25 protein-coding genes are annotated in these 25,709 nt (G+C 70.9%); 11 read left to right on the plus strand and 14 right to left on the minus strand.

Going from position 1 to position 25,709, the window contains the following annotated elements; genetic code table 11:
• The first annotated feature begins 1 nt into the window (after position 1).
• Entirely contained in the window at positions 2–922 is a 921-nt protein-coding gene (locus F9C12_RS35405; protein ID WP_409186102.1) for an SMP-30/gluconolactonase/LRE family protein, read from the plus strand.
• Positions 923–1,290: 368 nt separating this feature from the next.
• Here the strand turns inward: F9C12_RS35405 and F9C12_RS35410 are convergent, their stop codons facing one another.
• Positions 1,291–2,118: an enoyl-CoA hydratase family protein gene (locus tag F9C12_RS35410; protein ID WP_409463339.1), complete on the minus strand. Its 828-nt coding sequence runs from the start codon at positions 2,116–2,118 to the stop codon at positions 1,291–1,293.
• Positions 2,115–2,819, minus strand: a complete 705-nt coding sequence (locus F9C12_RS35415; protein WP_409463340.1) for an SDR family NAD(P)-dependent oxidoreductase — start codon at positions 2,817–2,819, stop codon at positions 2,115–2,117. The genes F9C12_RS35410 and F9C12_RS35415 overlap by 4 nt, the downstream gene beginning before the upstream one ends.
• Positions 2,820–2,907: 88 nt before the next feature.
• Between F9C12_RS35415 and F9C12_RS35420 the strand changes: the two genes are divergently transcribed.
• The 4 genes from F9C12_RS35420 (at position 2,908) to F9C12_RS35435 (ending at position 6,898) form a co-directional block, all read left to right on the plus strand.
• Positions 2,908–3,681, plus strand: coding sequence for a PaaX family transcriptional regulator C-terminal domain-containing protein (locus F9C12_RS35420; protein WP_409186932.1), 774 nt, complete (start codon positions 2,908–2,910; stop codon positions 3,679–3,681).
• Between the two features lie 8 nt (positions 3,682–3,689).
• Positions 3,690–4,481 carry a tryptophan 2,3-dioxygenase gene (locus F9C12_RS35425; protein ID WP_409463341.1) on the plus strand — a complete coding sequence of 264 codons (792 nt, stop codon included), beginning with the start codon at positions 3,690–3,692 and terminating at the stop codon, positions 4,479–4,481.
• The gene (locus F9C12_RS35430) at positions 4,478–5,677 is read left to right on the plus strand and encodes a kynureninase (RefSeq protein ID WP_409463342.1); all 1,200 of its coding nucleotides are present in this window, start codon (positions 4,478–4,480) and stop codon (positions 5,675–5,677) included. The genes F9C12_RS35425 and F9C12_RS35430 overlap by 4 nt, the downstream gene beginning before the upstream one ends.
• A gap of 147 nt (positions 5,678–5,824) precedes the next feature.
• Positions 5,825–6,898, plus strand: coding sequence for a Glu/Leu/Phe/Val dehydrogenase dimerization domain-containing protein (locus tag F9C12_RS35435; RefSeq protein WP_409463343.1), 1,074 nt, complete (start codon positions 5,825–5,827; stop codon positions 6,896–6,898).
• Between the two features lie 81 nt (positions 6,899–6,979).
• Here F9C12_RS35435 and F9C12_RS35440 read toward each other — a convergent pair whose 3' ends face one another.
• The 3 genes from F9C12_RS35440 to F9C12_RS35450 form a co-directional block, all read right to left on the minus strand.
• Positions 6,980–7,165, minus strand: coding sequence for a DUF5302 domain-containing protein (locus F9C12_RS35440; protein ID WP_101433981.1), 186 nt, complete (start codon positions 7,163–7,165; stop codon positions 6,980–6,982).
• A gap of 71 nt (positions 7,166–7,236) precedes the next feature.
• Positions 7,237–7,653 (minus strand): hypothetical protein, encoded by a 417-nt coding sequence (locus F9C12_RS35445; protein ID WP_409463344.1) that lies wholly within the window; start codon positions 7,651–7,653, stop codon positions 7,237–7,239.
• A 92-nt stretch (positions 7,654–7,745) separates the two neighbouring features.
• Complete coding sequence (locus F9C12_RS35450) at positions 7,746–8,612, minus strand: alpha/beta fold hydrolase (RefSeq protein ID WP_409463345.1); 867 nt, start codon at positions 8,610–8,612, stop codon at positions 7,746–7,748.
• Positions 8,613–8,681: 69 nt separating this feature from the next.
• Here F9C12_RS35450 and F9C12_RS35455 point away from each other — a divergent pair, with 69 nt between their 5' ends.
• Complete coding sequence (locus F9C12_RS35455; protein WP_409463346.1) at positions 8,682–9,392, plus strand: TetR/AcrR family transcriptional regulator; 711 nt, start codon at positions 8,682–8,684, stop codon at positions 9,390–9,392.
• 205 nt (positions 9,393–9,597) lie between these two features.
• Here F9C12_RS35455 and F9C12_RS35460 read toward each other — a convergent pair whose 3' ends face one another.
• From F9C12_RS35460 to F9C12_RS35485, 6 genes are all read right to left on the minus strand, one after another.
• A complete protein-coding gene (locus F9C12_RS35460; protein ID WP_409186111.1) occupies positions 9,598–10,227 on the minus strand; it encodes a TetR/AcrR family transcriptional regulator in 630 nt (209 codons plus the stop codon).
• A gap of 106 nt (positions 10,228–10,333) precedes the next feature.
• Positions 10,334–12,025, minus strand: a complete 1,692-nt coding sequence (locus tag F9C12_RS35465; protein ID WP_409463347.1) for a flavin monoamine oxidase family protein — start codon at positions 12,023–12,025, stop codon at positions 10,334–10,336.
• Complete coding sequence (locus F9C12_RS35470; protein ID WP_409463348.1) at positions 12,022–12,798, minus strand: carbon-nitrogen hydrolase family protein; 777 nt, start codon at positions 12,796–12,798, stop codon at positions 12,022–12,024. Before F9C12_RS35470 ends, F9C12_RS35465 begins: the two co-directional genes overlap by 4 nt.
• Positions 12,795–14,180 carry an amino acid permease gene (locus tag F9C12_RS35475; protein WP_409467129.1) on the minus strand — a complete coding sequence of 462 codons (1,386 nt, stop codon included), beginning with the start codon at positions 14,178–14,180 and terminating at the stop codon, positions 12,795–12,797. Before F9C12_RS35475 ends, F9C12_RS35470 begins: the two co-directional genes overlap by 4 nt.
• 1,349 nt (positions 14,181–15,529) lie before the next feature.
• Positions 15,530–16,795, minus strand: coding sequence for a sensor histidine kinase (locus F9C12_RS35480; RefSeq protein WP_409463349.1), 1,266 nt, complete (start codon positions 16,793–16,795; stop codon positions 15,530–15,532).
• 5 nt (positions 16,796–16,800) lie between these two features.
• Positions 16,801–17,484 (minus strand): response regulator transcription factor, encoded by a 684-nt coding sequence (locus tag F9C12_RS35485; RefSeq protein ID WP_409186115.1) that lies wholly within the window; start codon positions 17,482–17,484, stop codon positions 16,801–16,803.
• Positions 17,485–17,575: 91 nt separating this feature from the next.
• On the opposite strand from F9C12_RS35485, the gene pip reads away from it, so the two are divergent.
• The 4 genes from pip (at position 17,576) to lpdA (ending at position 21,880) form a co-directional block, all read left to right on the plus strand.
• A complete protein-coding gene (gene pip, locus F9C12_RS35490) occupies positions 17,576–18,997 on the plus strand; it encodes a prolyl aminopeptidase (protein WP_409463350.1) in 1,422 nt (473 codons plus the stop codon).
• A 55-nt stretch (positions 18,998–19,052) separates the two neighbouring features.
• The gene (locus F9C12_RS35495; RefSeq protein ID WP_409186117.1) at positions 19,053–19,832 is read left to right on the plus strand and encodes a lysophospholipid acyltransferase family protein; all 780 of its coding nucleotides are present in this window, start codon (positions 19,053–19,055) and stop codon (positions 19,830–19,832) included.
• 33 nt (positions 19,833–19,865) lie between these two features.
• Entirely contained in the window at positions 19,866–20,063 is a 198-nt protein-coding gene (locus tag F9C12_RS35500; RefSeq protein WP_409463351.1) for a hypothetical protein, read from the plus strand.
• 431 nt (positions 20,064–20,494) lie between these two features.
• Positions 20,495–21,880 (plus strand): dihydrolipoyl dehydrogenase, encoded by a 1,386-nt coding sequence (gene lpdA, locus F9C12_RS35505; RefSeq protein ID WP_409186118.1) that lies wholly within the window; start codon positions 20,495–20,497, stop codon positions 21,878–21,880.
• On the opposite strand, the gene F9C12_RS35510 is transcribed toward lpdA, so the two are convergent.
• Genes F9C12_RS35510 through F9C12_RS35520 form a run of 3 tightly spaced genes read right to left on the minus strand, consistent with a single transcriptional unit; the run spans position 21,870 to position 23,600 of the window.
• The gene (locus F9C12_RS35510; protein WP_409463352.1) at positions 21,870–22,370 is read right to left on the minus strand and encodes a GNAT family N-acetyltransferase; all 501 of its coding nucleotides are present in this window, start codon (positions 22,368–22,370) and stop codon (positions 21,870–21,872) included. The genes lpdA and F9C12_RS35510 overlap by 11 nt on opposite strands.
• 37 nt (positions 22,371–22,407) lie before the next feature.
• Complete coding sequence (locus tag F9C12_RS35515; protein WP_409463353.1) at positions 22,408–22,674, minus strand: hypothetical protein; 267 nt, start codon at positions 22,672–22,674, stop codon at positions 22,408–22,410.
• A complete protein-coding gene (locus tag F9C12_RS35520; protein WP_409463354.1) occupies positions 22,668–23,600 on the minus strand; it encodes an MFS transporter in 933 nt (310 codons plus the stop codon). The genes F9C12_RS35515 and F9C12_RS35520 overlap by 7 nt, the downstream gene beginning before the upstream one ends.
• A gap of 164 nt (positions 23,601–23,764) precedes the next feature.
• Here F9C12_RS35520 and F9C12_RS35525 point away from each other — a divergent pair, with 164 nt between their 5' ends.
• A complete protein-coding gene (locus tag F9C12_RS35525) occupies positions 23,765–25,666 on the plus strand; it encodes a S8 family serine peptidase (RefSeq protein WP_409463355.1) in 1,902 nt (633 codons plus the stop codon).
• Positions 25,667–25,709 lie beyond the last annotated feature (43 nt).

Raw genomic sequence — 25,709 nt, forward strand, 5'->3', positions numbered from 1 at the left:
CGTGCGGTTCGGTGAGGTCACGATCGTGCCGGTGAACGGGCACGGTCCGGAAGACGTGGTCGTGGACGCCGAGGGCCGGGTCTACACCGGGGTCGACGACGGCCGGATCCTGCGCGTTTCGCCGGACGGACGGCGGATCGACCTGCTCGGCGACACCGGCGGCCGCCCGCTCGGGCTGGAACTGTACGGCGACGGCGAACTGCTGATCTGCGACGCCCGCGCCGGTTTGCTGACCATGCCGCTGGCCGGCGGCGAGACGACGACCCTCGCGACGTCCGGCGCGGGCTTGGACTTCGTGTTCTGCAACAACGCCGCGGTCGCCGCCGACGGCACGGTCTACTTCACGGATTCGTCGCGCCGCTTCGGCATCGACAACTGGCGCGACGACCTGATCGAACAGACCGCGGGCGGACGGCTGCTGCGCCGTACGCCGGACGGCCGCATCGACCTGCTCGCCGACGGTCTCCAGTTCGCGAACGGCGTCGCGCTGCCGCCGGACGAGTCCTTCGTGGCGGTCGCCGAAACCGGCGCGTGCCGGGTCAGCCGGGTCTGGCTGACCGGTCCGCGGTCCGGCGACCGCGACGTCCTGGTCGACGACCTGCCGGGCTTCCCGGACAACATCGCGACCGGTTCGGACGGGCTCATCTGGATCACCGAGGCGAGCCCGCGGCTGCGCGCCCTCGACGTCGTGCGCCGCCTGCCCGCGCCGGTCCGGACGGCGGTGCGCGCGTTGCCGGATTCCCTGCAGCCCGCCCCGAAACGCCGGGTCGGAGCGCTCGCGGTCACCCCGGACGGCGCGGTGGTGCGGGAACTGCGCGGCGAGATCCCGGGATTCCATGTGCTGGTGGGCATCCGCGAGTACCACGGCCGGCTGTGGTTCGGGTCTTTGGAAGAGAACGCGATCGCCTACACGGATCTCTGAAAGGCTGCTTGACTCTCACGCCGGGTCAGGCGGTCAACTCGAAGGCGTCATGTTCAGTATCGGACACTTCGCCCGGCACGGCCGGGTTTCGGTCCGCATGCCCGTCATCGGACCGCTCTACGACGAGCTTTCCCGGCGAATGGAGGCGGCGGGCATCGCCTGCACCGGACCCGGGGCGGCCTATCACGAGGACGTCCCGGAGGGCGACGGCAAGGTCGTCGTCCACGCCGCCGTCGAGGTTTCCGCCCCGCTGGATCGACGCGAACGGCTGCCAGCCGACCGGCTATCCGCGCGAGGTCGACCTGGAGTGCCCGGAAAACCGCGACGACTGGGTGACGGAACTCCAGGCCTCGGTGATCCGGGCCTGATCAGCGGCCGGTCCACTGTGGACTGCGCCCCGCGGCCCAGGCGGCGTAGAACTCCTTGTGGTCCTTCGCGGTCATCAGCAACGCCTGCGTGATGGCTTCCAGTTCGATCGAGCTGCCGAGGTCGCTGTCGAGTTCGCGGGTCAGCAGCACCTTCGTGGTGGAGTACGCCAGCGCCGGGCCGTCCGCGAGCCGTCGTGCCAGTGCGGCGGCTTCGCCGGCCAGGTCGGCGTCCGGCACCACCCGGTTCGCCAGGCCGATCGCTTCGGCGCGCGCGGCGGGGAGTTTGTCGCCCAGCATCAGCAATTCCGTCGCGCGGCCGAGGCCGACCAGGCGCGGCAGCAGGTACGCCGAGCCCATGTCCGCGCCCGCCAGGCCGACCTTCGTGAACAGGAACGCGAACTTCGCCGATTCCGCCAGCAGCCGGAAATCGCTCGCCAGCGCGAGGACCGAACCGGCGCCCGCCGCGACGCCGTTGACCGCCGCGATGATCGGGATCGGCGTTTCGCGCATGGCTTTCACCACCGCACCGGTCATCCGGGTGAATTCGAGCAGTTCCGCGGTGTCCATTTTCTGCAGTTCGCCGATGATTTCCTCGACGTCGCCGCCCGAGCAGAACCCGCGGCCCTTTCCGGTGAGCACCAGCACCCGCACGTCGCCGCGGTGCGGCAGTTCGGCGACGAGGTCGCGCAGGTCGGCGTAGACGTCGAAGGTGAGCGCGTTGAGCTTTTCCGGACGGTCGAAGGTCACTGTCGCGACCCCGTCGTCCACCGTGAACTCGAAATGCTCCCACGACTTCGTGAGCGGGACGCTGGCGCGGAACGGGCTCATTTCTGGATTCCTCCACCGTCGAGTACGAGGGTCTGTCCGTTGATCGCGGCCGCCTCCGGGGCGGCGAAAAACTCCACGGCGTACGCGATTTCGCCGGGTTCGAGCAGCCGCCCGAGCGGGGAGGCGGCGGCGAGCGCGGCTTCCGCGTCGGCCTCGTCGCGGCCGGTGCGCTCGCGGATCCGGGCGACTGAAGTCGCGGTCATGTCGGTGCGCACGAACGACGGGCACACCGCGTTCGCCGTGACGCCCGTGCCCGCCACTTCAGCCGCCACCGCGCGCATCAGGCCGACCGCCGCGTGCTTCGACGCCGTGTAGCCGGAGGTGTAGCGCGCGCCAGCCAAGCCGGCGGTCGACGCGATCGTGATGATCCGTCCGCAGTCGCGTTCGCGCATCCCCGGCAACACCTCGCGGGTGCACAGGAACGCGCCGGTCGCGTTCACCTCGAACTGGCCGCGCCAGTCGTCGAGACCTGTCTTCGCCAGCGGCGCGCTTGAGGACACACCAGCGTTGTTGACCAGCACGTCGACCGGTCCGAGCTGGGCGAAATAGGCGCGGACGGCGGCCTCGTCGGTCACGTCGCATTCGGCGCGGCCGGGGGAGTGCACGGTCGCGCCGGCGCCGCGGAACCGCTCGGCGACGGCCGCGCCGATGCCGCGGGTGCCGCCGGTGACCACGACGATCCGGTCGGAAAAACTGCTCACTCCCGAAAGCTACACTGCAGCGGGCTGAGGTGTATAGAGTTGCCTCGTGCCCGACACCGAACCCGCCCGCACGCCCCAGGAGCTCGTGATGACGCTGCTGGGCAGCTACGTGCGCCCGCGCGAGAGCAGGCGCGTGTGGTCCGGCGGCCTCGTCGCGCTGCTGCACGAGCTGGGGTTCTCCGACGGTGCGGCCCGGATCGCGCTGACCCGGCTGGTGCGCCGCGGCCTGCTGTCCCGGCACCGCGAGGGCAGGCTGGTGCACTACTCGCTGACCCCGCGCACGGTCGCCCTGCTCGACGACGGCGACCGGCGGATCTTCGGCCTCGGCCGCCGGGACGAACCGGCCGGGACCTGGACCGTGCTGTGGCAGAACATCCCGGAAACCCGGCGCCAGTCCCGCGAACGGCTGGTGCGGCGGCTGCGCTTCCTCGGCTTCGGCCCGGTCCAGGACGGCACCTGGCTCGCCCCGCACGACCGGGAGGCCGAGGTGCTCGCGCTGCTGAACGAACTCGAAGTCGCCGAACACGCCGGGCTGATGCTCGGCACGCCGTCCGCCGCGCTGGACGTGCGCCGGCTCGCCGGACGCGCCTGGGACCTCGACGGACTGTCCGCCCGCTACGCCGCGTTCGTCGCCGAGTTCGGCGGCGTCCCGCGCGAACTCGGCGACCCGGAAGCGTTCGCCGTGCGCACCCGCCTGGTGCACACCTACCGCGAATTCCCTTCGCTGGACCCGGAGCTGCCGTCCGAGCTGATCCCCGCGCCGGGCACGCGGGCCGCCGCGGTCAAGCTGTTCCACGACCTGTATTCGGCGCTCGCGCCACCCGCCCAGCGCCACTTCGACCGCACCCTGTCCACGAGATGAGGAACCCGATGACCGGACCAGACGACACCCAGGCCGCGCTCAGCTACACGTCCTATCTGGCGCTCGACGAGGTGCTCGCCGCGCAGCGCCCGCGCTCGGACGAACACGACGAACTGCTGTTCATCGTGATCCACCAGGTCTACGAGCTGTGGTTCAAGCAGATCCTGCACGAGGCCGCGTTCCTGCAGGAGAACCTGGAAGCGGGCAACACCGCGCACGCCATCCGCACGCTGCGCCGCATCCTGACCGTGCTGAAGGTGGTGGTCGCGCAGATCGACGTGCTGGAGACGATGACGCCCAGCCAGTTCACCAGCTTCCGCGCCCGCCTCGACGCGTCGAGCGGCTTCCAGTCCGGCCAGTTCCGCGAGCTGGAGGCGGTGCTCGGCCGCCGCGACGAACGCGTGTTCGCGCACTATCCGGACGGCGGCGAGCAGCGCGCCCGGATCGCCGACGCGATGCGCCGTCCGTCGGTGTTCGACTCGTTCCTGACGTATCTGTCCGGAAAGGGCTACCCGGTCGCCGCCGACCGCGACGTGACGCGTCCGGTGGAGCCGTCGCCGGAACTGCAGGAAGTGCTGCTCAAGGTCTACCACGACGACGGCGGCCCGTCGGTGCTCGCCGAGGCGCTGGTCGACCTCGACGAGGGCCTGCAGGAATGGCGCTACCGGCACGTGAAGATGGTCGAGCGCACGATCGGCGACAAGACCGGCACCGGCGGTTCGTCCGGCGCGGCCTACCTGCGCACCACGCTGTTCACCCCGATGTTCCCGGACCTGTGGGCCGTCCGGAGTCGGCTGTGACCACAGTGGAATCCTTGCGCGCCAAGGAAAACGCGCTCGCCCCGCACTACTCGCGGTTCCGGGTGGCCGACCGGCTGCTGTTGTCCGCGCATTCGCACCAGGCCTGGCCGGACGTCGCCGAAGAGGGTCTGCGCGAAGCGTTCGCCGACGCCGCGGAGGAGGTGGACGAGAAGTGGGGCCGGGCGTTCGCGAAGGCCGACCAGCTGCGGAACGGGTTCCGGCAGTGGCTGTCCGATCCGCACGGCGACTACGCGCTCGGCCAGAACACGCACGAACTCGTGCTGCGGTTCCTGTCCGCGATCGACCTGCGGAAGCGACCGCGATTGGTGACCACGGACGGGGAATTCCACACTCTGCGCCGTCAGCTCACCCGGTTGGCCGAGGAAGGCGTCGAGGTCGTCCGCGTGCCCGCCGCTCCGGTCGCGACGTTGGCCGAACGGCTCGCCGAACAGGTCGACGGCCGCACCGCCGCGGTGCTCGCCTCGGCAGTGCTGTTCGAGACGTCGTGGATCGTGCCGGGCCTCGCGCATCTGGCGGAAACGTGCCGGAGCCGCTCGGTCGAGCTGGTCGTCGACGCCTACCACGCGGTCGGCGCGGTCCCGTTCCCGCTGCACGACCTCGGCCTCACCAACGCGTGGGTGCTCGGCGGCGGCTACAAGTACCTGCAGCTCGGCGAGGGCAACTGTTTCCTGCGGCTGCCCGCGCACGCACAGGAGCTGCGGCCAGTGATCACCGGCTGGTACGCGGAATTCGGGGCCCTCGCCGACAAACGCCGCCCCGACGAAGTCGCGTATGCACCCGGCGGCGACCGGTTCGCCGGAGCCACCTACGACCCGTCGAGCCACTACCGCGGCGTACGCGTGCAGCGGTTCTTCGCCGAGCACGGACTCACCGCCGAGTTCCTGCGCGAAGTGTCGCAACACCAGGTCGGTCTGCTGGCCAGCTGCTTCGACAGCCTCGGCCTTCCGGACGACGTGGTGACCCGCGACCGCGAGACCCCGCTCGAGAGCATCGGCGGGTTCCTTTCGCTGCGCAGCCCAGTCGCCGGGCACCTGTGCGAACGCCTGGCCGCGCGCGGCGTACGGACCGACAGCCGGGGCCAGTACCTCCGGTTCGGACCCGCGCCCTACCTGTCGGATGAACAACTGGAGACCGCGATTTCCACCCTTCGGGAAGCTGTCGCGGATCTGGGGTGAAGCACCCGGGATGCGGGTGGTGGCCCGGAGAACGGCGAAGTAGGTTGACGGTGTGCACCGCGGAACGGGCAACCCCTGTTCCCCGGTGCGCACCGTTCGCACATTTGCGCGGCCACGAGCCGCGTGGGAGACAAAGGAGTCACCACCGTGACCGAAGGCGTGTTCGGCCGGCACAGCGGCCATGAACAAGTCGTGTTCTGCCACGACGAGGCCAGCGGGCTGAAAGCCATCATCGGCATCTACTCCACCGCTTTGGGCCCGGCCCTCGGCGGCACCCGGTTCTACCCGTACGCCACTGAGGACGCCGCGCTCGACGACGTTCTCGCACTCTCCAAAGGAATGGCGTACAAGAACGCGCTCGCCGGGCTCGACCTCGGCGGCGGCAAAGCTGTCATCATCGGCGACCCGAACACGCTGAAGTCCGAAGCGCTCCTGCGCGCGTACGGCCGGTTCGTGGAATCCCTCGGCGGCCGCTACATCACCGCCTGCGACATGGGCACGTACGTCCGCGACATGGACGTGGTCGCCCGCGAGACCCGGCACGTCACCGGACGGTCCCCCGAGGACGGTGGCGCGGGCGACTCCTCGGTGCTCACCGCTTTCGGCGTGTACCAGGGGATGCGCGCTTCGGCGGACCAGGTGTGGGGCGTGCCGGAGCTGACCGGCCGCCGCGTCGGCGTGGCCGGAGTCGGCAAGGTCGGCCACATTCTCGTCGGCCACCTGGTGGAGGCGGGCGCTCGCGTGGTGATCACCGATGTCGCGCCCAGCGCGGTGGATCGCACTCGCGCGGCTTATCCCGACGTCGAGGTGGTGTCCGATGTGGACACCATGATCGGGACGGAACTGGACGTCTTCGCCCCGTGCGCGATGGGCGGCGTGCTCACTGACGAGACCGTGGCCGCGCTGCGCGCGCGAATCGTCTGCGGCGCGGCGAACAACCAGCTCGCGCACCCCGGCGTCGACAAGCTGCTGAACGACCGAGGCATCCTGTTCGCCCCGGACTACCTGGTGAACGCGGGCGGCGTGATCCAGGTGGACGACGAACGCCACGGCTTCGACTTCGCCCGCGCCCAGCGCAAAACCGCGGCCATCTTCGACACCACGAAAGCGGTGTACGAACTGGCGAAGGCCGACGGCGTACCTCCCGCCGCCGCTGCCGACCGCCTGGCCGAACGCCGGATGGCGGACGTAGGCCGCCTGCGCTCGATTCTCACGGTGTAGCTCCGAAAGGCCGGGAGGGGAACCCTGGGGGAATCAGATTCCCTCCGGGTTCCCCTCCCGGCCCCGCACATCCAGGAGCGATCAGCCGCTCTTGCGCCGGAAAGTCCGCTTGTTGGCCGCCGGCCCGTGCGCGTGCTGGCTCTGCTGCCCGGCGTTCTCGTGCGCGGCGCCCTCGCGGGCCTTGGCCTGCTTCCGCTCCAATGCCTCGCGGAACTTCCGCTTGACGTCGCCCTCCCCGTCGCTGGGTGCCGGTTGCGCTTCACTCATGGCTGACCTCCGAAGGTGACGACGTGATACCCCGTCAGACTGGCGCCCTTCGCGCACGTTGGCGAGCCATTTCAGAGCGACGCCACCCGGCGGTGGCCCGATTCGGCCGCCCGTCGCGGCGCGGGCACGACCGCTTCCGCGAACCCCGGCCGGACCCGCCGAACCGCGCGCTTTCCGGCCCCGGCGAGCAGCCCGAACCCCGCCGCACCAGCCAGGATCGCCGCGACCCACCCGGTCGCCGCGGTGAAGACCAGGGTCCCGGACCGGGCGTAGACGAACCCGGAAAGCACCGCCCAGCCCACCGCCGTCACCCCGGCCGCGGCAAGGGGAGTCGTGAGCACCGCCACTGCGCAGACCGCGAGCGCGACGCCCGCCACGGCGCAACCGGGATGCGCGGTGGCGAGTTTCGCCGCGATCGCCGCCGCCACCACCGCCACACACCCGAACGGGAACCCGAACCCGCCGGCGAGCCGTTCTTCAGTACGCATGCCCCATGGCACCCCGCGCGGGCGCGCGAGGAGGGACCCGCGGACGGGTTCCGTACGCTCCCGCGCGCGTTATTGACGGCTTGTTGACCCGCTCAAGCTCGCGCGGCCGCCCGGACGATCGCGGCCACGATCTCCGGCCACAGCGGTTCCGGCAGGTCGTGGCCCATGCCCGCAAGGACGACCAGCTCCGCGTCCGGGATCGCGGCCGCGGTGGCTTTCCCGCCGCTGACGTCGATCATCACGTCGGAGTCGCCGTGCAGCACGACGGTCGGCGCCCGGACGCCGCGCAGTCGTTCGGTGCGGTCGCCCGACGCGACGACGGCGGCGGCCTGGCGCTGCATCCCGGCCGGATTCCGGCCCCGGTCGTAGTTGCGGGCCGCCTTGCGCCGCAGGTACTCCTCGGTGGCCGGATAGCCCGGCGACCCGGTCACGCGGTAGTTCGCGACGCTCTGGTCGATCTGCTCCTCGCGCGTTTCCGGAGCCGGCCTGGTGAGCGTCTCCAGCGCGGCGGGCGAGACCTGGCCGACCGACGGGTCGCCGGTCGTCGACATGATCGACGTCAGGCTCAGCAGCCGGTCCGGGTGGTCGATCGCGACCTGCTGCGCGATCATCCCGCCCATCGACGCGCCGACCAGGTGCGCCTTCGCGAAACCGAGCGCGTCGAACAGCCCCACGGTGTCGTCCGCGAGGTCCGACAGCAGGTACGGCGCCGGAGCCGTGCCCGCGACGATCCCGGCGAGGTCCGGCGTGCCGAGCTCGCCGAACCAGGTGGACAAGCCCGCGTCGCGGTTGTCGAAGCGCACGACGTGGAAGCCGCGGCTCGCGAGCAGCTCGCAGAAACCCTCCTCCCAGGTGATCATCTGGGCGCCGAGGCCCATCACCAGGACGATCGGCGGGGCGGCCGGATCGCCGAACGTGTCGTACTCGAGTTCGAGGCCGTTGGCCTGTGCGCGGGGCATGCCCCGATGATGCCGCAGCGCGGAACCGCGTGTGGCCGAGCCCGCCGGTCGCCGGTTACGGTGCACGGCATGCCGACTCCGCGTGCCGGACAGCGCGCCCGGTCCCGTTCCGCCTCCGGGCTGCCCGCCGTCACCGCGAAGAAGGTGATCGACGCGGCGGTCAAGCTCACCGTCGAACGCGGTCTGGAGAACTGGACGCTGCGGCAGCTGGCCGCCGCGATCGGCGCGTACCCGGCCGTCGTCTACCACCACGTCGGGGACCGCGACGCGGTGGTGTGCGCGGTGCTCGACCGGGTCGTCGGCCAGCTGCGGCTGCCCGACGACGGGCTGGACTGGCAGGACTGGTTCGTCGAACTGCTCACCGGCCTGCGCGAGCTGCTGCGCAAGCATCCGGGCACGGCCCGCCGGATGGCCTCGTTCGGCCCGTCGGTGGCCGCGGCCACGCCCACGGTGGACCGCGGCGTGCGGATCCTGCTGGAAGCGGGCTTCGGCGACGAGAGCCCGCTCGCCCACGCCATGCTCACCACCACCGCGTGCCAGTACGTCGCGCTGGAGGACGACCGGGACTGCAGCCTCGCGTTGCGCCTGGACAACACCGAGGAGTACGCCTCCTACCGCGACCGCGAGGACCTGCCCGGCATGGCCGCGAACGGCCGCGCGATGCAGCAGCTGCTCAGCGACCCCGAGGCGGCCTCCGGCTACCATCCGCGGCTGTTCGAGTTCGCGATCCGCACCTGCCTCGACGGGCTCGCCTGCCGGTTGGCCCGGACGCGCGGCTGAAATTCGCGAAATTGCCCGGTTCGGGCGTCCGCACTGGGCCGTCGGTGTGGTCGTGGGGAAAAGTCGGGCCGCCGCTTCGCCGACCGACACCGTTTCGACGCCTTCCCGGCGTAGCGTGGACAGTTACCGGGGGCCTCGCCTCCGGAAGGGGCCCCCGGCACTTTCCTCCCCCCTCGTGGTGCCGGGGGCTCTCCTTCCGGGTGCGTCAGTGCTGGGGCGGATGCTGGATCGCCGGGAACACCTTGCCGACCACGGTCACGAGCGACATGGTCAGCAGCGTGTGCACCTGGCGCCGGTCCAGCGAGCGGTGCACGAGCCATTCGCGGCCCGCCGCCTTCACCATGCCGGCGAACGCGCGCACCGCGGCGTTCAGCTCCTCGCCGTGCTCGCTGTCGCGGGACAGCCCGACCGCCTCCAGGACGCGGTCGGCCGACGCGCGGTCGGCCTCGGCGACGATCCGGTCCACCTCCGGGTCGCGGCCGATGCCCTCCGGCGCGATCGCGGCGAGCCACAGCTTCTCCTGCTCGCGCACCATGTCGAGCAGCCAGTCGATGGCGGCGTCCGCGCGCACTTCCAACGGGCCGTCCGGCAGAATCTGCACCGCAATCCGCGGCACAGTAAGCGCCCGCCGAACGATTTCGAGGTACAACTCCCTTTTCGTTCCGAAATAATGATTGATCAGTCCGCGGGCCACGCCCGCCTCGGCGGCGATGTCCGAAGTGGACACTTCTGAATACGGTCGTTCGCCGAACAGCCGCGCCGCACAGGCGTAGATCTGCTCTTTGCGTTCGTCCGGTTCGAGTCGCCGCCACTTCGGCGCCGGATCGGTGCTCATGGCATCAGTTTGGCATGATCGGTTCAGTACGGCGGATTAATCGGGCCGAATGTCGCGGCGGAAACACGTTCGGCTGCTACCGCGCGGTATGGGTTGACGGCGCCGCTCAGTCCGGAAGCTCGAGCGGTGCGAGATCCGCGAAACGGTCGCCCGGACCGGGATTCGCCGGATCGCTCGCGCCGCCGAAGTGCCGCTGCACCCCCCACACCGCGTTGAGCGCGGTCTGCACCGCGCCCTCGGCCCAGCCCGCCGTCCACGAGATGTCGTCGCCCGCGAGGAATAAACCGCGATAGCGCTCGGGCAGTAAATCCTGCACGAAATGCGTGAAAAGCCGGTGCTGGTACCGGTAATGTCCGGGAAGGTTCGCCTTGAACGCGCCCATGAAATGCGGTTCGGCTTCCCACGAAACGGTGACCGGGTCGCCCACGATGTGCCGCCGGACGTCGACGCCGGGGTAGATCTCGCGCAGCGACTGCAGCATCACCTCGACGCGGTCGGACACGCTGAGCGGCAGCCACTTCAGCGAATCGTCGGCCCACGTGTAGGACAGGCAGATCACCGCGGGCCGGTCCGGGTCGTCGCCGAGAAGGTAGGTGCCGCGCGGCATCCGGTCGGTGAGCGTCATGCTCATCGTGTCGCGGCCGGTGACCGGGTCGCGGTCGAGCCAGAACGGGCGGTCCACCGGCACGAACACCTTGGAGGACGCCATGTAGTGCGTGCGCTCGATCGCCGTCCAGTGGTCGATCGGGAACAGCGCCTCGTCGCATTCGATCTTCGACAGCAGCATCCAGCTCTGCGCGGTGAACACCGCCGCGCCGAACGTGCGGATGCGGCCGGAGGCGTCGGTGACGGTGATGTTGTTCGGCGCGGTGCGGTGCAGCCGCGTGACCCCGGGCCGCGGCTGGCCGTTTTCGTGCAGGGCAGCGAGATTCGTGCCGGACGGCCAGTGCGCGAGCTTGTCCGGGACGTGCTCCCACAGCCGCTTCGGGAGCTGTCCGCTGCCGCCGACGATGCTGCGGTGCTCGTCGTCCGCGCCGGTGTAGACGACGCGGAGGATTTCGAGAATCGAGTTCGGGAAGTCGGTGTCCCAGCCGCCGGTGCCGAATCCGACCTGGCCGAAGATCTCCCGATGCCGGAACGAGGAAAACGCCGGGGAATCGCACAGGAATCCGTAGAAGGTCTGGTTGTCGAGCCGGGGCACCAGCTCGTTCCAGATCTTTTTGATCGTCGCGACGTCGCGATTGCGGATGGCGGTCTGCATCTCGGCGAACGACGCGTGCTCGTCCAGCGTGCGCTGCCACGCTCGCGCCACTTCGCCGTACACTTCGGGCAGTTCCTCGGGCGTGCGCGCGTAATGGCTTTGCCCCTTGAGGTCGACGACTGTGCTCGGCGTGGCGGGCGAAAGCGGGTTCGGGAACGGCGTGGTTTCCAGCCCGGCCTTGTCGATGTAGTGGAACAGCGACGTCGAAGACGGCGGAAACCGCATCGCGCCCATCTCGGCGACCACGTCGTCGGGCAGGCCGGGGAAGCGGTGCGTGCGCAGCCGTCCGCCGAGGCCGTCGATCTCGTACACGACCGGCCGCAGCCCGAGCTTCATCAGCTCGTAGGCGGCCACGATGCCGGAGAGCCCGCCGCCGATCACCGCGACCTCGGCACCGTGCGCCTGCTCCGGCACGCTGCCGAGCCCGGCCGGATGCGCGAGGTAGTCGTCGTAGGCGAACGGGAAGTCGGGGCCGAACATCGTGATCGGCCTGCCGGGTTCCTCGGTGTGGATCGCGGCGGGAACTGCGGAGGTCATGCCCGGGGTCCTTCGGTGAGAGAGCGGTAGAGCGACGGCCGCCGGTCGGCCAGGTACGGGGTTTCGGCTCGCGCCTGGGCGAGCACCGCGGGATCGAGCTCGGCGAACAGCAGCTCTTCGCCCGGCCCGGCCTTCGCGACGACTTCCTCCGGCGACGCGACTGTCGAGCGGCCGCAGTAGCTGAGTTCGCCTTCGGTGTCGCAGCGGTTCGCGTACACGACGTACAGCTGGCTTTCGTGCGCGCGAGCCGGAATGAGCAGGTCGGCGACGCGCTCGTACGGCCGCATCAACGCCGTGGGCACGAGCAGCAGTTCCGTGCCCGCGAGCGCGTGCGCGCGGACCAGTTCGGGGAACTCGACGTCGTAACAGATCAGCAGACCGGCGCGGAGACCGTTGAAGTCTGCCTGCACCACCGGTTCGTCGCCCGGCGAGAACTGGTCTCGGTCGAGGTCGCCGAACAGATGGGTCTTGCGGTAGTTCGCGAGCCGTTCCCCTTGCGCGGACAGCAGTTGCGCCGAGTTGTACACCGCGTCGCCGGCACGCTCGGGGTAGCCGTAGACCACCGCGATCTTGTGCTTGGCCGCCAACTCGCCCAGCTCGGCCGCGCGCGGTCCGTCCGCCGGTTCAGCCAGCTCCGCGACAGCCTTCGCGCCGATGTGGTAGCCTGTCGTGCCCATTTCGGCAGTCACGATCAGCTCGGCGCCGCGCTCCGCCGCCGCGGCCATCGCTTCCGGCAGCCGCTCGAACGGCCCTTGCTGGACGGCGATGATCATCGGACCGGCTCCGCGAGCCGCGAGCGGCGGACGCTGTAGCCGAAGTAGACGACGAGGCCGAGCAGCATCCACGCGCCGAACACGATCCAGGTCGCGCCGTCGAGGCTGAACATCATGTAGGCGCAGCAGAGCACCCCGAGGACCGGCGTGACCGGCGAGAACGGCACCCGGAAGGTGCGTTCGGCGTCGGGACGGCGTTTGCGCAGGATCAGCACGGCGACGTTGACCAGCCCGAACGCGAACAGCGTCCCGATGCTGGTGGCGTCGGCGAGCTTGCCGAGCGGGACGAAGGCGGCGAGCACCGCGACGAACCCGGACACCACGAGCGTATTGGTGCGCGGCACGCCGGTTTTCGGATGCACCGCGGAGAGCGACTTCGGCACCAGCCCGTCGCGCGACATGGCGAACAGGATCCGGGTCTGTCCGTAAAGGACAGTCAGCACGACGCTGGAAATCGCCACCAGCGCGCCGATCGCGAGCAGGATCGCCCACAGCGGGTTGCCGGAAATCGTGGTGAGCACGTGCGACAGCGCGGCCTGCTTGTCGCCGAACTCCTGCCAGGGCAGCGCACCGATCGCGGCGACCGCGACGAGGCAGTAGAGAATGGTCACGATGCCGAGCGACAACAGAATCGCGCGCGGCAGGTCACGCTGCGGGTCGCGGGCTTCCTCGCCGGCGGTGGACGCGGCGTCGAACCCGATGTAGGAAAAGAACAATTTCGCCCCGCCGGCGCTCATCCCGGCCAGCCCGAGCGGCAGGAAGGGCGTGAAGTTCTGCGCCCGGACCGCGGTGAAGGCGATGGCGCAGAACAGGATCAGCGTGCCGATCTTCACCACGACCATGACCGCGTTGGCCCGCGCGCTTTCCTTCGCACCGGACAGCAACAGCACCATCGCGAGCAGCACGACGACGATCGCCGGGATGTTGACCAGCCCGCCGTCCCCCGGAGGCCCGCTGAGCGCGTCCGGCAAGGCGACGCCGAACGCCAGGTGCAGCAGCTCGTTGACGTACTGCCCCCACCCGACCGCGACCGACGCGACCGAGACGCCGTACTCCAGCACCAGACACCACCCGCACACCCAGGCGACCAGCTCGCCGAGGGTCGCGTACGCGTAGGAGTAGGAGGAACCCGAAAGCGGGATCATGCCCGCGAGCTCGGCGTAGGAAAGCGCGGAGAACAACGCGGTGATCCCGGCCAGCACGAACGAAACCACGACCGCGGGCCCGGCCACCGGAACCGCCTCGCCGAGCACCACGAAGATCCCGCTGCCCAGAGTGGCCCCGATGCTGAGCATGGTCAGCTGAGTGAGCCCGAGCGACCGCTTCAACGGCCCGCGATCCGCCTCGGCGACCAAATCGGCGACCGGTTTGCGACGCAGCATCGCCGCGGCGAGCCTCCCGCGAGAAGGACTGGAGGAGGTAGTGCTCACCGGGCGGCTCCTAGCGATGGATTGTGACGGCACTGTCGACTTCGAGCCACGGTATCGATCGAAAATTGCCCCGAGAACCGAGATCTGTTGCGGAAAGGGGGTGGGGGTGGGTGGTTCATTGCGCTCTCGGGTCGGGTTCCGGCGGGGGTGCTGCCTGGGCCGGGTGGGGTTGGGGCGGTTCCTGACTCTAAGTGATCGGGGGTCGGGGCTTTCGGTGGTGGGTTTGTTCCCGCAGGCTGCGGGGCTGGGCGGGGGTGAGGAGGTCGGGTGGGGCTGGGGTGCTGGGCGAGCTTGGGGTGGTGGGCGGTGGGCTTATCTGCGTAGGCCGAGGGCGGCGGGATGCGGGAGTTTGGTGAGGTTGGGGTGCCGGGCGCTTTGGGGTGGTCGGTGGGCTTGTCTGCAGAGGCCGAGGGCGGCGGGGCGCGGGAGTTCGGTGAGGTCGGGCACCGGGCGTGCTCGGGGCGGTGGGCTTGCCCGCGCAGGCTGCGGGCCGGGCGGAGGTGAGGGAGTCGGGCGTGCGCAGTCGGTTGGTGGGTTTGTCCACGCAGGCCGAGGGCTGGGCGTGGAGCTGACGCGATCGGGCGAGAGCGGATGCCGGGGGCGTGTTCGGGCGGAGGTTTCGCGGAACCGGCGTGGCGATCGTGCGGCACTCGCCTCCAGCAGGCCTGACCGGTCAGGCGGAGATTTGGGGATAGCGGGTTCCGGCTGCAAGGCGGACGCGAGTGGGACGGCTTCCCGATCGGGGCTGGCGGCGGAGGGCAGGGAGCCGTGCGAGCAGCCGCCATGGCTGTGGCACGAGCGGAACCGCCGGATGCCGGGAAGCGGAGTGGGCGGGAGTCGCTGGGGAGCAGTTTGTTGCCCGACGGCTAGCGGGCGTGGCTGGGGGCCTGGCAGAGCTGGGTGCCTGGGCAGCGAGCGGAGCTTGCCGGAGGGGGCTCGGTGCTAGCCGGTGAGCCGGGAAAGCGGGGCAGCGAGGGGCAGGAGCGTCTGCCAGGGGCTGGATACCGGGCGGTGAGCTGAGGCGGCGCGGTGGAGGTGGCCGGGCTGGGCGGCGAGCCGGGAGAGCGGGGCAGCGAGGGGCAGGTGGTGTCTGCCGGGGGCTGGTTGCCGGGCGGTGGGCTGGGGCGGCGCGGTGGAGGTTGCCGGGCTGGGCGGTGAGTCGCGAGAGCGGAGCAGCACGGCGGCGGCCGGGCGCCGGGATTGGTCGATCGGGCGTGGATGCCGCGGGTTCAGTGGCTGAGCGGAGCCCCGCCCCAGAACGCCGAAGTCGGCTGGGCCCCCGAAAACACCGCCCGCCGCGATCAGGAGGCGGGTGCTTCCGGGAGCAGCAGCGTGAACGTCGGCGGATCGGGGCGCGAGAGGCGCAATCGGCCGCCCTCGGCTTCGGCCAGGCTTCTTGCCAGGCGGAGGCCGATGCCGTGTCCGCCGGGGGTGTGGTCGGAGAACGGGTCGCGTTCGCCGAGGTCCGGGCCTTCGTCCACGACGTCCACGGCTAGCGCGCCGCCGGCGTCTCGGGCTCGGATGGTGATGGTGCCTTCGCCGTGGTTCACCGCGTTGTCCAGCAGCACCGCGAGCACTTGCCGGACCGCGGGGGCTGATGCGCGCACGGGCGGCGGGTCGATGATTTCCAGGCGCAGTTCGCGGCGGTCGGGCAGCGGGACGTCGTTCAGTTCCGTCAGGAGGGCGGGCAGGTCCAGTTCGTCGCGCGGGGCGCGGCGTTCCCGGGACAGCGCGAGCAGGTCTTCGACGGTCCTTTCCAAGCGGTCGGCCGCGGTGATTCCGGCGCGGATGGCCGCATACGGGTCGCGGCCGGGGGTCTCCAGCGCGGATTCCAGTTGCAGGCGCAGCCCGGCCAGGGGAGTGCGGAGCTGGTGCGAGGCCTCGGCGGAGAAGGCGCGTTCCCGTTCCAGGGTTTCGCCGATCCGGGTCGCGGTGACGTCCAGTGCCGCGCCGACGCGGTCGATTTCCGGGATCGCCGAGCGTCGCGACCGGGCGGAGAAATCGCCTTCGCCCAGCCTTGCCGCGGCGCAGGCCAGGTCTTCCAGCGGGCGCGTCAGGCGCGCGGCGATCCGCCGCGCCACCAGCCAGCTTCCGAGCACCGCGCCGATCGCGCAGCCGGCCATCACCAGCCAGGTGATGCCGACGTCGCGGGTCAGCGCCGACCGGGGAAGCGCCGCGCGCACGATGCCGGTGAGGCGCGCCCCGGTCAGCACCGGGACGGCCAGCACGTCCTCGTCGCCGACCTTCTGGTTCAGCATGTCGCTGCGGGTCACGGCGACTCCGCGCACGACGTCGTCCGCGGTCCGCGGGCCTTCCCCGGCGAGAAGGTGGCCGTTCGGGTCGTAGACGCCGACCTCGGCGCCGTCCTCGTTGTCCGGGACCTGGAAGGGCTGGCCCGCGGCGAGCGCGTCGGACACCACGACGGCCGCGCCGTCGGCGGCGCGTTCCAGCGCGGACGTGGTGTGCGTGCGGAAGTACCACAGCGCCCCGACGGCGAGCGGCAGCCCGAACAGGCTCGTGGCCAGGACCGCCGCGAGGACGGTGAGCGTCACGATCCGGCGGCGCACCCCGGTCAGTCCCCTTCCAACCGGTATCCGTGCCCGCGGAGGGTGGCGATCCTCGGCACCTCGTACGGCGACTCGGCGGCCGAGGCGAGCTTGCGGCGCAGCGCGGCGATGTGCACGTCGAGCGTTTTGGTGGAGCCGTGCCAGTGCGCATCCCACACGTCGGACATCAGCGTGTCCCGGCTCACCGCCTGCCCGGGCTGGACGGCCAGCCGCGCGAGCAGGTCGAACTCCCGCGCGCGCAGCGCGACCTCCCGGCCGCCGAGGCTGACCCGCCTGCTCGCGATGTCGACCTCCAGCGCGCCGATCCGCACGACCGGCGTCGACGGCGCGGCGGGCGCGCCGCGGCGGAGGTGCGCGCGCACCCGGGCGAGCAGTTCGGCCAGCCGGATGGGCTTGGTGAGGTAGTCGTCGGCCCCGGCCTCCAGCCCGACCACGACGTCCATCTCGTCCGCCCGCGCGGTGAGGATCACCAGCACCGCGCCCGGCAGCGCCGCGCGCAGCCGCCGGCACACCTCGACGCCGTCGACGTCCGGGAGGCCCAGGTCCAGCAGGACCAGGTCGGCCGAGGTCTCGCGCAGCGCGCTCCGGCCGTCCCGGCACCATTGCACTGTGTGGCCGTGTCCGCGCAGCGCGGAGTCGAGGACGCTGCCGATCGCCGCGTCGTCCTCCACCACCAGTACCTTCGCCATGAGGGAAGCCTAACCGGAGCCGCGCGGCCGCGTCCGCGCGTCCACAGTGGACCCCCAGCGGGACGAGGCCGAGGTCGGGCATAGTGGCTGCATGCTCGGTCTGTACCCGGAACTCGATCCGTACGACCACGGGATGCTGCCGGTCGGCGACGGCAACACGCTGTACTGGGAGGAATGCGGCAATCCCGAGGGCAAACCGGTCGCGTTCCTGCACGGCGGGCCCGGCGGCGGCGCGTCCCCGCGGCACCGGCGGCTGTTCGACCCGGAGCGCTACCGGATCGTGCTGTTCGACCAGCGCGGCTGCGGCCGGAGCACGCCGCACTGCAGCGAGCCGGACGTCGACCTGTCGGTGAACACGACCTGGCACCTCGTTTCCGACATGGAGCAGCTGCGCGAGGACCGCGGCATCGACCGCTGGCAGCTGTTCGGCGGCTCGTGGGGCAGCGTGCTCGCGCTCGCCTACGCCGAGACCCATCCGGAGCGGGTGACCGAGCTGATCCTGCGCGGCGTCGCGACGCTGCGGGTCAAAGAAGTGCAGTGGCTTTTCGGCGGCGGCGCGGCATGCCTGTTCCCGGAGGCGTGGTCGCGGTTCCTCGCGCCGGTGCCGTACGCGCGCCGCGGCGGCGACCTGCTGGAGGTGTACCACGAACTGCTGAATCACCCGGACCCGAACGTGCACGGGCCGGCCGCGCTGGCCTGGAGCCGGTGGGAAGGCGAGACGGTCAAGTTCACCCCGCAGGAAGAGGTGGTGGCCGCGTTCGCCGAGCCGGAGTTCGCGCTCGCGATCGCGCGGATCGAGAACCACTACTTCCGCCACGGCGGCTGGCTCGCCCCGGACCAGCTGATCCGCGGGGCCGGGAAGCTGTCGGGCATCCCGTGCGTTCTGGTCCAGGGCAGGTACGACGTGGTCACTCCCGCCACCACCGCCTGGGAACTCGCGCAGGTGCTGCCGGGCGCCGAGCTGAAGATGATCGGCGACGCCGGGCACGCCTTCGACGAGCCGGGCACGCTGCACGAGCTGATCAGCGCGACCGACCGGTTCGCGGCAGGGTGGGAGGAGGGCCGGTCCGGGCTGCCGAGCGCGGAAGTCGAACGAAAGGAAATCCGCATGCTGTTCGGTGACGAGCACGTTCGCCGCTACGAGGAGACCGACGGGGAGGTCGGGCACGACTGGCAGGACGGCGTGCCGACGCTGGTTCTCACCACGAAGGGCCGCAAGACCGGGCAGGACCGCAAGTTCGCCCTGATCTACCAGGAGGACAACGGCAACCCGGTGATCGTCGCCTCGAAGGGCGGCGCGCCGAACCACCCCGGCTGGTACCTGAACCTGCAGGAGAACCCCGAGGTCCGCGTGCAGGTGCGGGCGGACAAGTTCACCGCGCGCGCCCGGACCGCGACCGGCGAGGAGCGCGCCCGGCTGTGGGACAAGCTCGCCGCGGTGTGGCCCGCCTACAACGACTACCAGAAGAAGACCGACCGCGAGATCCCCGTGGTGGTGCTCGAGCGGGTGTGATTCCCGCCGCGTCCGGGGTCCGCGCGGCGCCGAACCGGAGCGTCTTCCGCTACGAATGACGCTCATGGCGCTGCGCACCCGGACCCGGGACCACTGGACCCCGCTCGAAGGGGAGCTGCTCGGCTTCCGCGGCATGCAGAGGTACGGCAGGAGCTTCGCCCGGTCCGGCCGGGGCGCCTGGTACCACTTCGCGATCGAAGTCGTGTGGCAGCTGCTCGCCCTCACGAGCCGCTTCCGCGTGCGCGGCGCGCGGAACATCCCGGAATCGGGCGGGGTCGTGGTGGCTTCCAACCACCTGTCGAACGCCGACCCGACGACGCTCACCGCTTTCTGCCTTGGCTCCGGCCGGGTGCCGCGGTACCTGGCCAAAGCCAGCCTGTGGAACGCGCCGGTGATCAAATCGGTGATGCGCTCGGGCAAGCACATCCCGGTCCACCGCGGCGCGCCGACCGCCGCCGGCGCGTACCGCGACGCCGTCGCCGCGGTGCGGGCGGGCGAATGCGTGGCGATCTTCCCGGAGGCCGGGCTTTCCGCGGACCCGGACGGCTGGCCTGGCAAGGGCAAGACCGGCGCGGCGCGCATCGCGCTGGAGACCGGCGTGCCGGTGATCCCGGTCGCGAACTGGGGCACGCACGAACTGCTGCCCGCCGGTTCCTGGTTCCCGCGCGTGCTGCCGCGGCGGAAGATCGAGTTCGTCGCCGGAGAGCCGGTGGACCTCGCCGACCTGCGCGGGCGGGAGCTGACGAGGGACGTGCTGGAGGAGGCGACCGCGCGGATCATGGCTGCGGTGACGGAGTTGCTGGCCGGGATTCGGGGCGAGCGTCCGCCGGTTTGATCGGTGGCTTCTGCGGTGCGGGAGGGTGAAGCTGTGGACGAGCCGGCTGCTCTCGGCGCGGGCTGGGTGTGGTGTGTTCTGGCGGGTTTTGTCGGGGTCGGCCGTCCGGGGTGGTGCTGGGCCAGTGGGCGGGGGCTGACGAGGGACGTGCTGGAGGAGGCGACCGCGCGGATCATGGCCGCGGTGGCGGAGCTGCTGGCTGGGATTCGGGGCGAGCGTCCGCCGGTTTGATCGGTGGCTTCCGCGGTGCGGGAGGGCGAAGTTGTGGATGACCCGGCTGCGCTCGGAGCGGTCTCGGTGCGGGCTGGGTGTGGTTCTGGCGGGTTTGTCGGGGTCGGCCGTCCTGGGTGGCGCCGGGCCAGTGGGCGGGGGCTGACGAGGGATGTGCTGGGGGAGGCGACCGCGCGGATCATGGCCGCGGTGGCGGAGCTGCTGGCCGGGATCCGGGGCGAGCGTCCGCCAGCCTGACCGGCGGACTTCGCGGCACCGGCGGGCGAAGGCACCACTGTGGACGATCCGGCCGCGCCGGAATGAGGCTCGGTGCGCGGGTGCCGCACGGTTCTGGCGGGTTTTTCCGGGATCAGCCGACCGAGGACGCGCCGGGGCCGGAAGCGGGCGCCGTCACGCCGCCCCGCTCGGGTGCGGGAGGTAGTTTCAACGGTATGAGCGCAGACTATGACGTGGTGGTCCTCGGGGCCGGAGTCGGTGGGTACGTCGCGGCGATCCGGGCTTCGCAGCTGGGCCTGAGCGTGGCGGTCGTGGAAGAGAAGTACTGGGGCGGGGTGTGCCTCAACGTCGGCTGCATCCCTTCGAAGGCGCTGCTGCGCAACGCCGAGCTGGCGCACACGGTGAAGGAAGAGGCCAAGACCTACGGCATCTCCTCCGACGGGGAGATCCGCTTCGACTACGCCGCGGCGTACGAGCGCAGCCGCAAGGTCGCGGACGGGCGCGTCAAGGGCGTGCACTTCCTGATGAAGAAGAACAAGATCACCGAGTACAACGGGCGCGGCACCTTCGTGGACGCCAACACCCTCGAGGTGAACGGCGAGCGCATCACTTTCACCTACGGCATCATCGCCACCGGCGCGACCGCTCGGCTGCTGCCGGGCACGCAGCGCAGCGAGCGCGTGGTCACCTACGAAAAGCAGATCCTGGAAAGCGAGCTGCCGGGCAGCATCGTGATCGCCGGGGCCGGCGCGATCGGCGTCGAGTTCGCGTACGTGCTGCGCAACTACGGCGTCGACGTGACGATCGTCGAGTTCCTCGACCGGATGGTGCCGCTCGAGGACGCCGAGGTGTCGGCCGAGCTGGCCAAGCGCTACCGCAAGCTGGGGATCAAGGTGCTGCTGGGCACCAAGGTCGAGGCGATCGACGACTCGGGAGCCAAGGTGGCGGTGACCGTGTCGAAGAACGGCGAGCAGCAGGTGCTCGAGGCCGACAAGGTGTTGCAGGCCATCGGGTTCCGGCCGAACGTCGAGGGCTACGGCCTGGAGAACACCGGCGTGGAGCTGACCGAGCGCGGCGCGATCGCGATCGACGGCCGCGGCCGGACGAACGTGCCGCACCTCTTCGCGATCGGCGACGTGACGGCGAAGCTGATGCTGGCGCACGCGTCGGAGTCGATGGGCATCGTGGCGGCGGAGACGATCGCCGGCGCGGAGACCATGGAACTGGACTTCGTGATGATCCCGCGCGCGACCTACTGCCAGCCGCAGATCGCGAGCTTCGGCTGGACCGAGGAACAGGCGCGCGAAAAGGGCTTTGACGTTCAGGTGTCGAAGTTCCCGTTCACGGCCAACGGCAAGGCGCACGGCCTCGGCGACGCGGCGGGCTTCGTGAAGGTGCTGAGCGACGCGAAGTACGGCGAACTGCTCGGCGCGCACCTCATCGGCCCGGACGTCACGGAGCTGCTGCCGGAGCTGACGCTGGCGCAGCAGTGGGACCTTACGGTGCACGAGATTTCGCGCAACGTGCATGCCCACCCGACACTGGGCGAAGCGGTGAAGGAAGCGGTGCACGGACTGGCCGGACATATGATCAACTTCTGATTCTTCGACGGTCGCCCTGGCCCGCGGTGGTTTCGCGGGCCAGGGCGCTGTCGTTTCCGGGCAACGAGAACACCAGCTCCGGCCGGGACCACGAGATCCTCGGCGGTTTCGGCGGAACGGTCCCGACCTGCCGCGCGCCCATGCGTTCGTAGAACTTCGCCGCGAGCGGATGCGACACCACGCGTACCTCGGTCAGCCCGTTTTCCCTTGCCACCTCGAGGATTTGCCGGACCAGCCGGGCGCCCAATCCGGTGCCCTGGGCTTCGTCGGCGACGAACAGCAGATCCAGCTCGGTGCCGGTGAGCGCGGCGAATCCGGCTGGTCCCGAGGGGCCGCGGGCGACCAGGACCTGGTGCTGGCGCAGGTAATCCGGCGTGACGGCGTATCCCTCCAGGATCGAGGCGTACCGGCCTTGGTAGGCCGACGAGGCGTGCATGAGGTCGGTGAGCGCGGCGGCGTCGGCAGCGGCCGCGCGGTCGATCTTGAACATGCCAGCCACGGTAACCGGCACCACCGACAAAAACTGATCACGCGACCCGGCGGGCGGGCAACGCGGCCGCGCTGAGCAGGCAGAGCACGGCGCCGATCCCCAGGGAAAACCGCACGCCAAGCACTCCGGCGGCGATCCCGCCGAGGGTGATGAAAACCGGTTTGGCGGTACGGGTTCCGGTCGACCAGGCGGTGAGCGTCCGCGTCAGAACGCTGTCGTCGATCAGCGACAGCCGGTACGCCGAGTAGGTCGGGTTGAAGATGCCCGCCACCAGCAACAGCCCGAAGTTCGCGGCGATCAGCAAGGCGACCCCGGCGGTGCCGGGGATGGCGAACGGCAGCGCGAGCAGCCACGGAGTGCGTCCGAAACTGGTCCACCGCAACACTTTCGCGCGCCGTACCGAGAACTGAGCGTCGGGGCGAGACGTGCGCCGAGGAGCCCGCCGAGGCAGGGAACGCCCAGCACGAGGCCGTATTCCCACGGCGCGAACCCGAGATCCCGCAGCATCAGCACGGTTTGCAGCGGCGTAACCCAGAGGACCGCGCCGCTGAACAAGACCGAGTTGAAGAACAGCGGCCGAAGTTCACGACTGCGCAGGAGGAAACGCCATCCGTCGGTGAAGCCTCGTCGCGAATCGTCCGAAGCAACCGCGGGCGGCGGCTCCGGCGTACGCAAGCGGCGGATTCCGAGCGCGGACAACAGAAACGAGAAAGCGTCGATGAGCATCGTCGCGGTCGCGCCGAGCCCGCTGATCAACACCCCGCCCAGCGGCGGCCCAGCCGACCAGCATACCCAGTCGGTGCTTTCGAAACGGCTCAACGCGACAGGCCGTTCCTCCGGCGCGACAAGGGCTTTCAGATGCGCGCCGCTGGCCGCGGAGAAGAGGACCGCCGCGGTGGCGACGACGATGTCGACGGCGTAGAGCTGCGGCATGGTCAGCACGTGCAGCGCGGCCGCCACCGGCACGCTGGCCAGCGCGACGCAGCGGACCAGGTCGCCGGTGATCATCGCGGGTCGCTTCCGGGCGAACTCGACGCGAGGTCCGAGCGGAAAGGCGAGGACCGCGCTGGCGGCCGCTGAGATGGCGGTGATCAGGGAGACCTGCCACGCGGGAGCGTCGAGCACGAGCACCGCGACGAGCCCGAGCGCGCCCGCGCCGACCGTGCTGCCCGCCGTGCTGATCGCGTACGCGGCCCACAGCCGGGCGAAGTCCCTCCCCAGGTTCGCCACCCGAGCAGAGTGCCAGCTCCGCTTCCGGCTCGGAAAGTGCCCGGCGAAGTCTCACCAGGTGGGCCATTCGGACAGATACCACTTTGGTCGGTGGTCTTGGCCGCGGTCGCTATTTAGATTCACGTCACCACAGTCGGTGGTCGGGGGCGAGGACAGGAGTTGTCATGAAAAGAACGAGCCGGGTGACCGCGTATTCGGTGCCCCTCGCGGTCGGGGTGGTGCTCGCCGGGAGCGGGGTCGCCGTCGCGCAGCCGTCCGCCGCGGACGTGGCGAACGCGCGCGCCGGGGCCGGGATCAGCGCGCTGCAGGCGATCAAGAAGACCCTCAGCCCGGCCGAGAAGAAGCAGTCCAGCCAGCTCGTCGTGGAGAAGCGCCTTCGCGCCGACCGCGGGCTCGCCGCGCAGCTTCCGGATTACCGCACCGGCCTCCCGGTCACCCAGGCCGGCACGGTGTCGGTGGACATCGCCGGAACGGCGGGCTCGGCGATCGCGCAGGCCGTGCGTGCCGCGGGCGGCACCGTTCAGTCCACTTCGGCCAACGGCTCGGTCCGCGCCCAGCTGCCGCTCAACGCGGTCGACAAGATCGCGGCGCGCGGCGACGTCCGGCAGGTCCAGCCCGCGACGCAGGCGATGACCTGGAACGAGCCGGACGCGCAGCGCCGGCAGCTGGCCAAGCAGGCCGTCGCCGCCGTGCAGGTGTCGGAAGGGGACAAGACCCACGGCGCGGACACCGCTCGCACGCAGTACGGCGTGAACGGCGCCGGCGTGAAGGTCTGCGTGCTTTCCGACGGCGTCAACTCGCTGAAAAAGTCGCAGGACGCAGGCGAACTGCCCGCGGTCGACGTGTTGCCCGGCCAGGCGGGCAGCGGCGACGAGGGCACCGCGATGCTGGAGATCGTGCACGACCTCGCCCCGGGCGCGGCGCTCGGCTTCGCGACCGCGTTCACCAGCGAATCGAGCTTCGCGGACAACATCCGCGCGCTGCGCACCACCGGCAAGTGCACGGTCATCGTCGACGACGTCGCGTACTTCGACGAGTCGCCGTTCCAGGACACGCAGGTCGCGCAGGCGGTCAACGACGTGACCGCGGCCGGCGCGCTGTACTTCTCCTCCGCGGGCAACTCCGGCAACCTCACCGACGGCACCAGCGGCTACTACGAGGGCGACTTCCGCTCGTCCGGCACCAGGCTGCCGGGCGTCACCGGCACCCCGCACGACTTCGACCCGGGCAGCGGCGTGCAGACCACCGACCCGCTGTCGCCGGGCTCGCTCGGCCGTCCGGTGACGCTGTTCTGGTCGGACCCGTGGGGCCGTTCGGCCAACGACTACGACCTGTTCCTGCTCAACGCTTCCGGCAGCGTCGTCGCCTCCAGCGCGAACGCGCAGGACGGTTCCCAGAACCCGTACGAGAGCCTGACCGTGCCGACCTCGGGCTCGGGATACCGCCTCGCGGTGGTCAAGTACAGCGGCGCGGACCGGTTCTTCGCGCTCAACGTGATCCGCGGCCGGTTCGTCGCCTCCGGTTCGCTCAAGGGCTTCAGCACCGCGGGCGTGACTTCGGGCCACTCCGCGGCCGCGGCGGCGTTCTCGGTGGCCGCGGCCCCGGCGGCGACCGCGTTCGGCCGTCCGCTCGAGACCGGCGACCCGGCCAACCCGGCCGGTCCGTACCCGGGCCTGTTCACCTCGGCCAGCAAGTGGGAGCGCTTCACCTCCGACGGCCAGCGGCACCTCTTCTACAACGCCGACGGCACCGAGCTGACCCCCGGCAACGTGTCCTCGACCGGCGGCGCGACCCGCGCGAAGCCGGACATCACCGCCGCGGACGGCGTGGCCACCTCGGTCACCGGCTTCCAGCCGTTCTTCGGCACCTCGGCGGCGGCCCCGCACGCGGCGGCGATCGCGGCCTTGCTGCTGTCCGGCAAGCCGTCCGCGACCCCGGCGGAGGTCCGCACCGCGCTGGTGTCGAGTGCGATCGACCTCGGCGCGCCCGGGTTCGACGCGGTGACCGGCAAGGGCGTGATCATGGCGGGTCCGGCGCTGTCCGCGCTGGGCGTGCCGAAGAAGTAGCGGCAGCGGGAAGGGGCGGGTTCCCGGCCGGGGAACCCGCCCT

Origin of the sequence: Amycolatopsis sp. GA6-003 (genome assembly GCF_046267895.1) — a bacterium.
In the GTDB taxonomy this organism is placed as follows: Bacteria; Actinomycetota; Actinomycetes; order Mycobacteriales; family Pseudonocardiaceae; genus Amycolatopsis.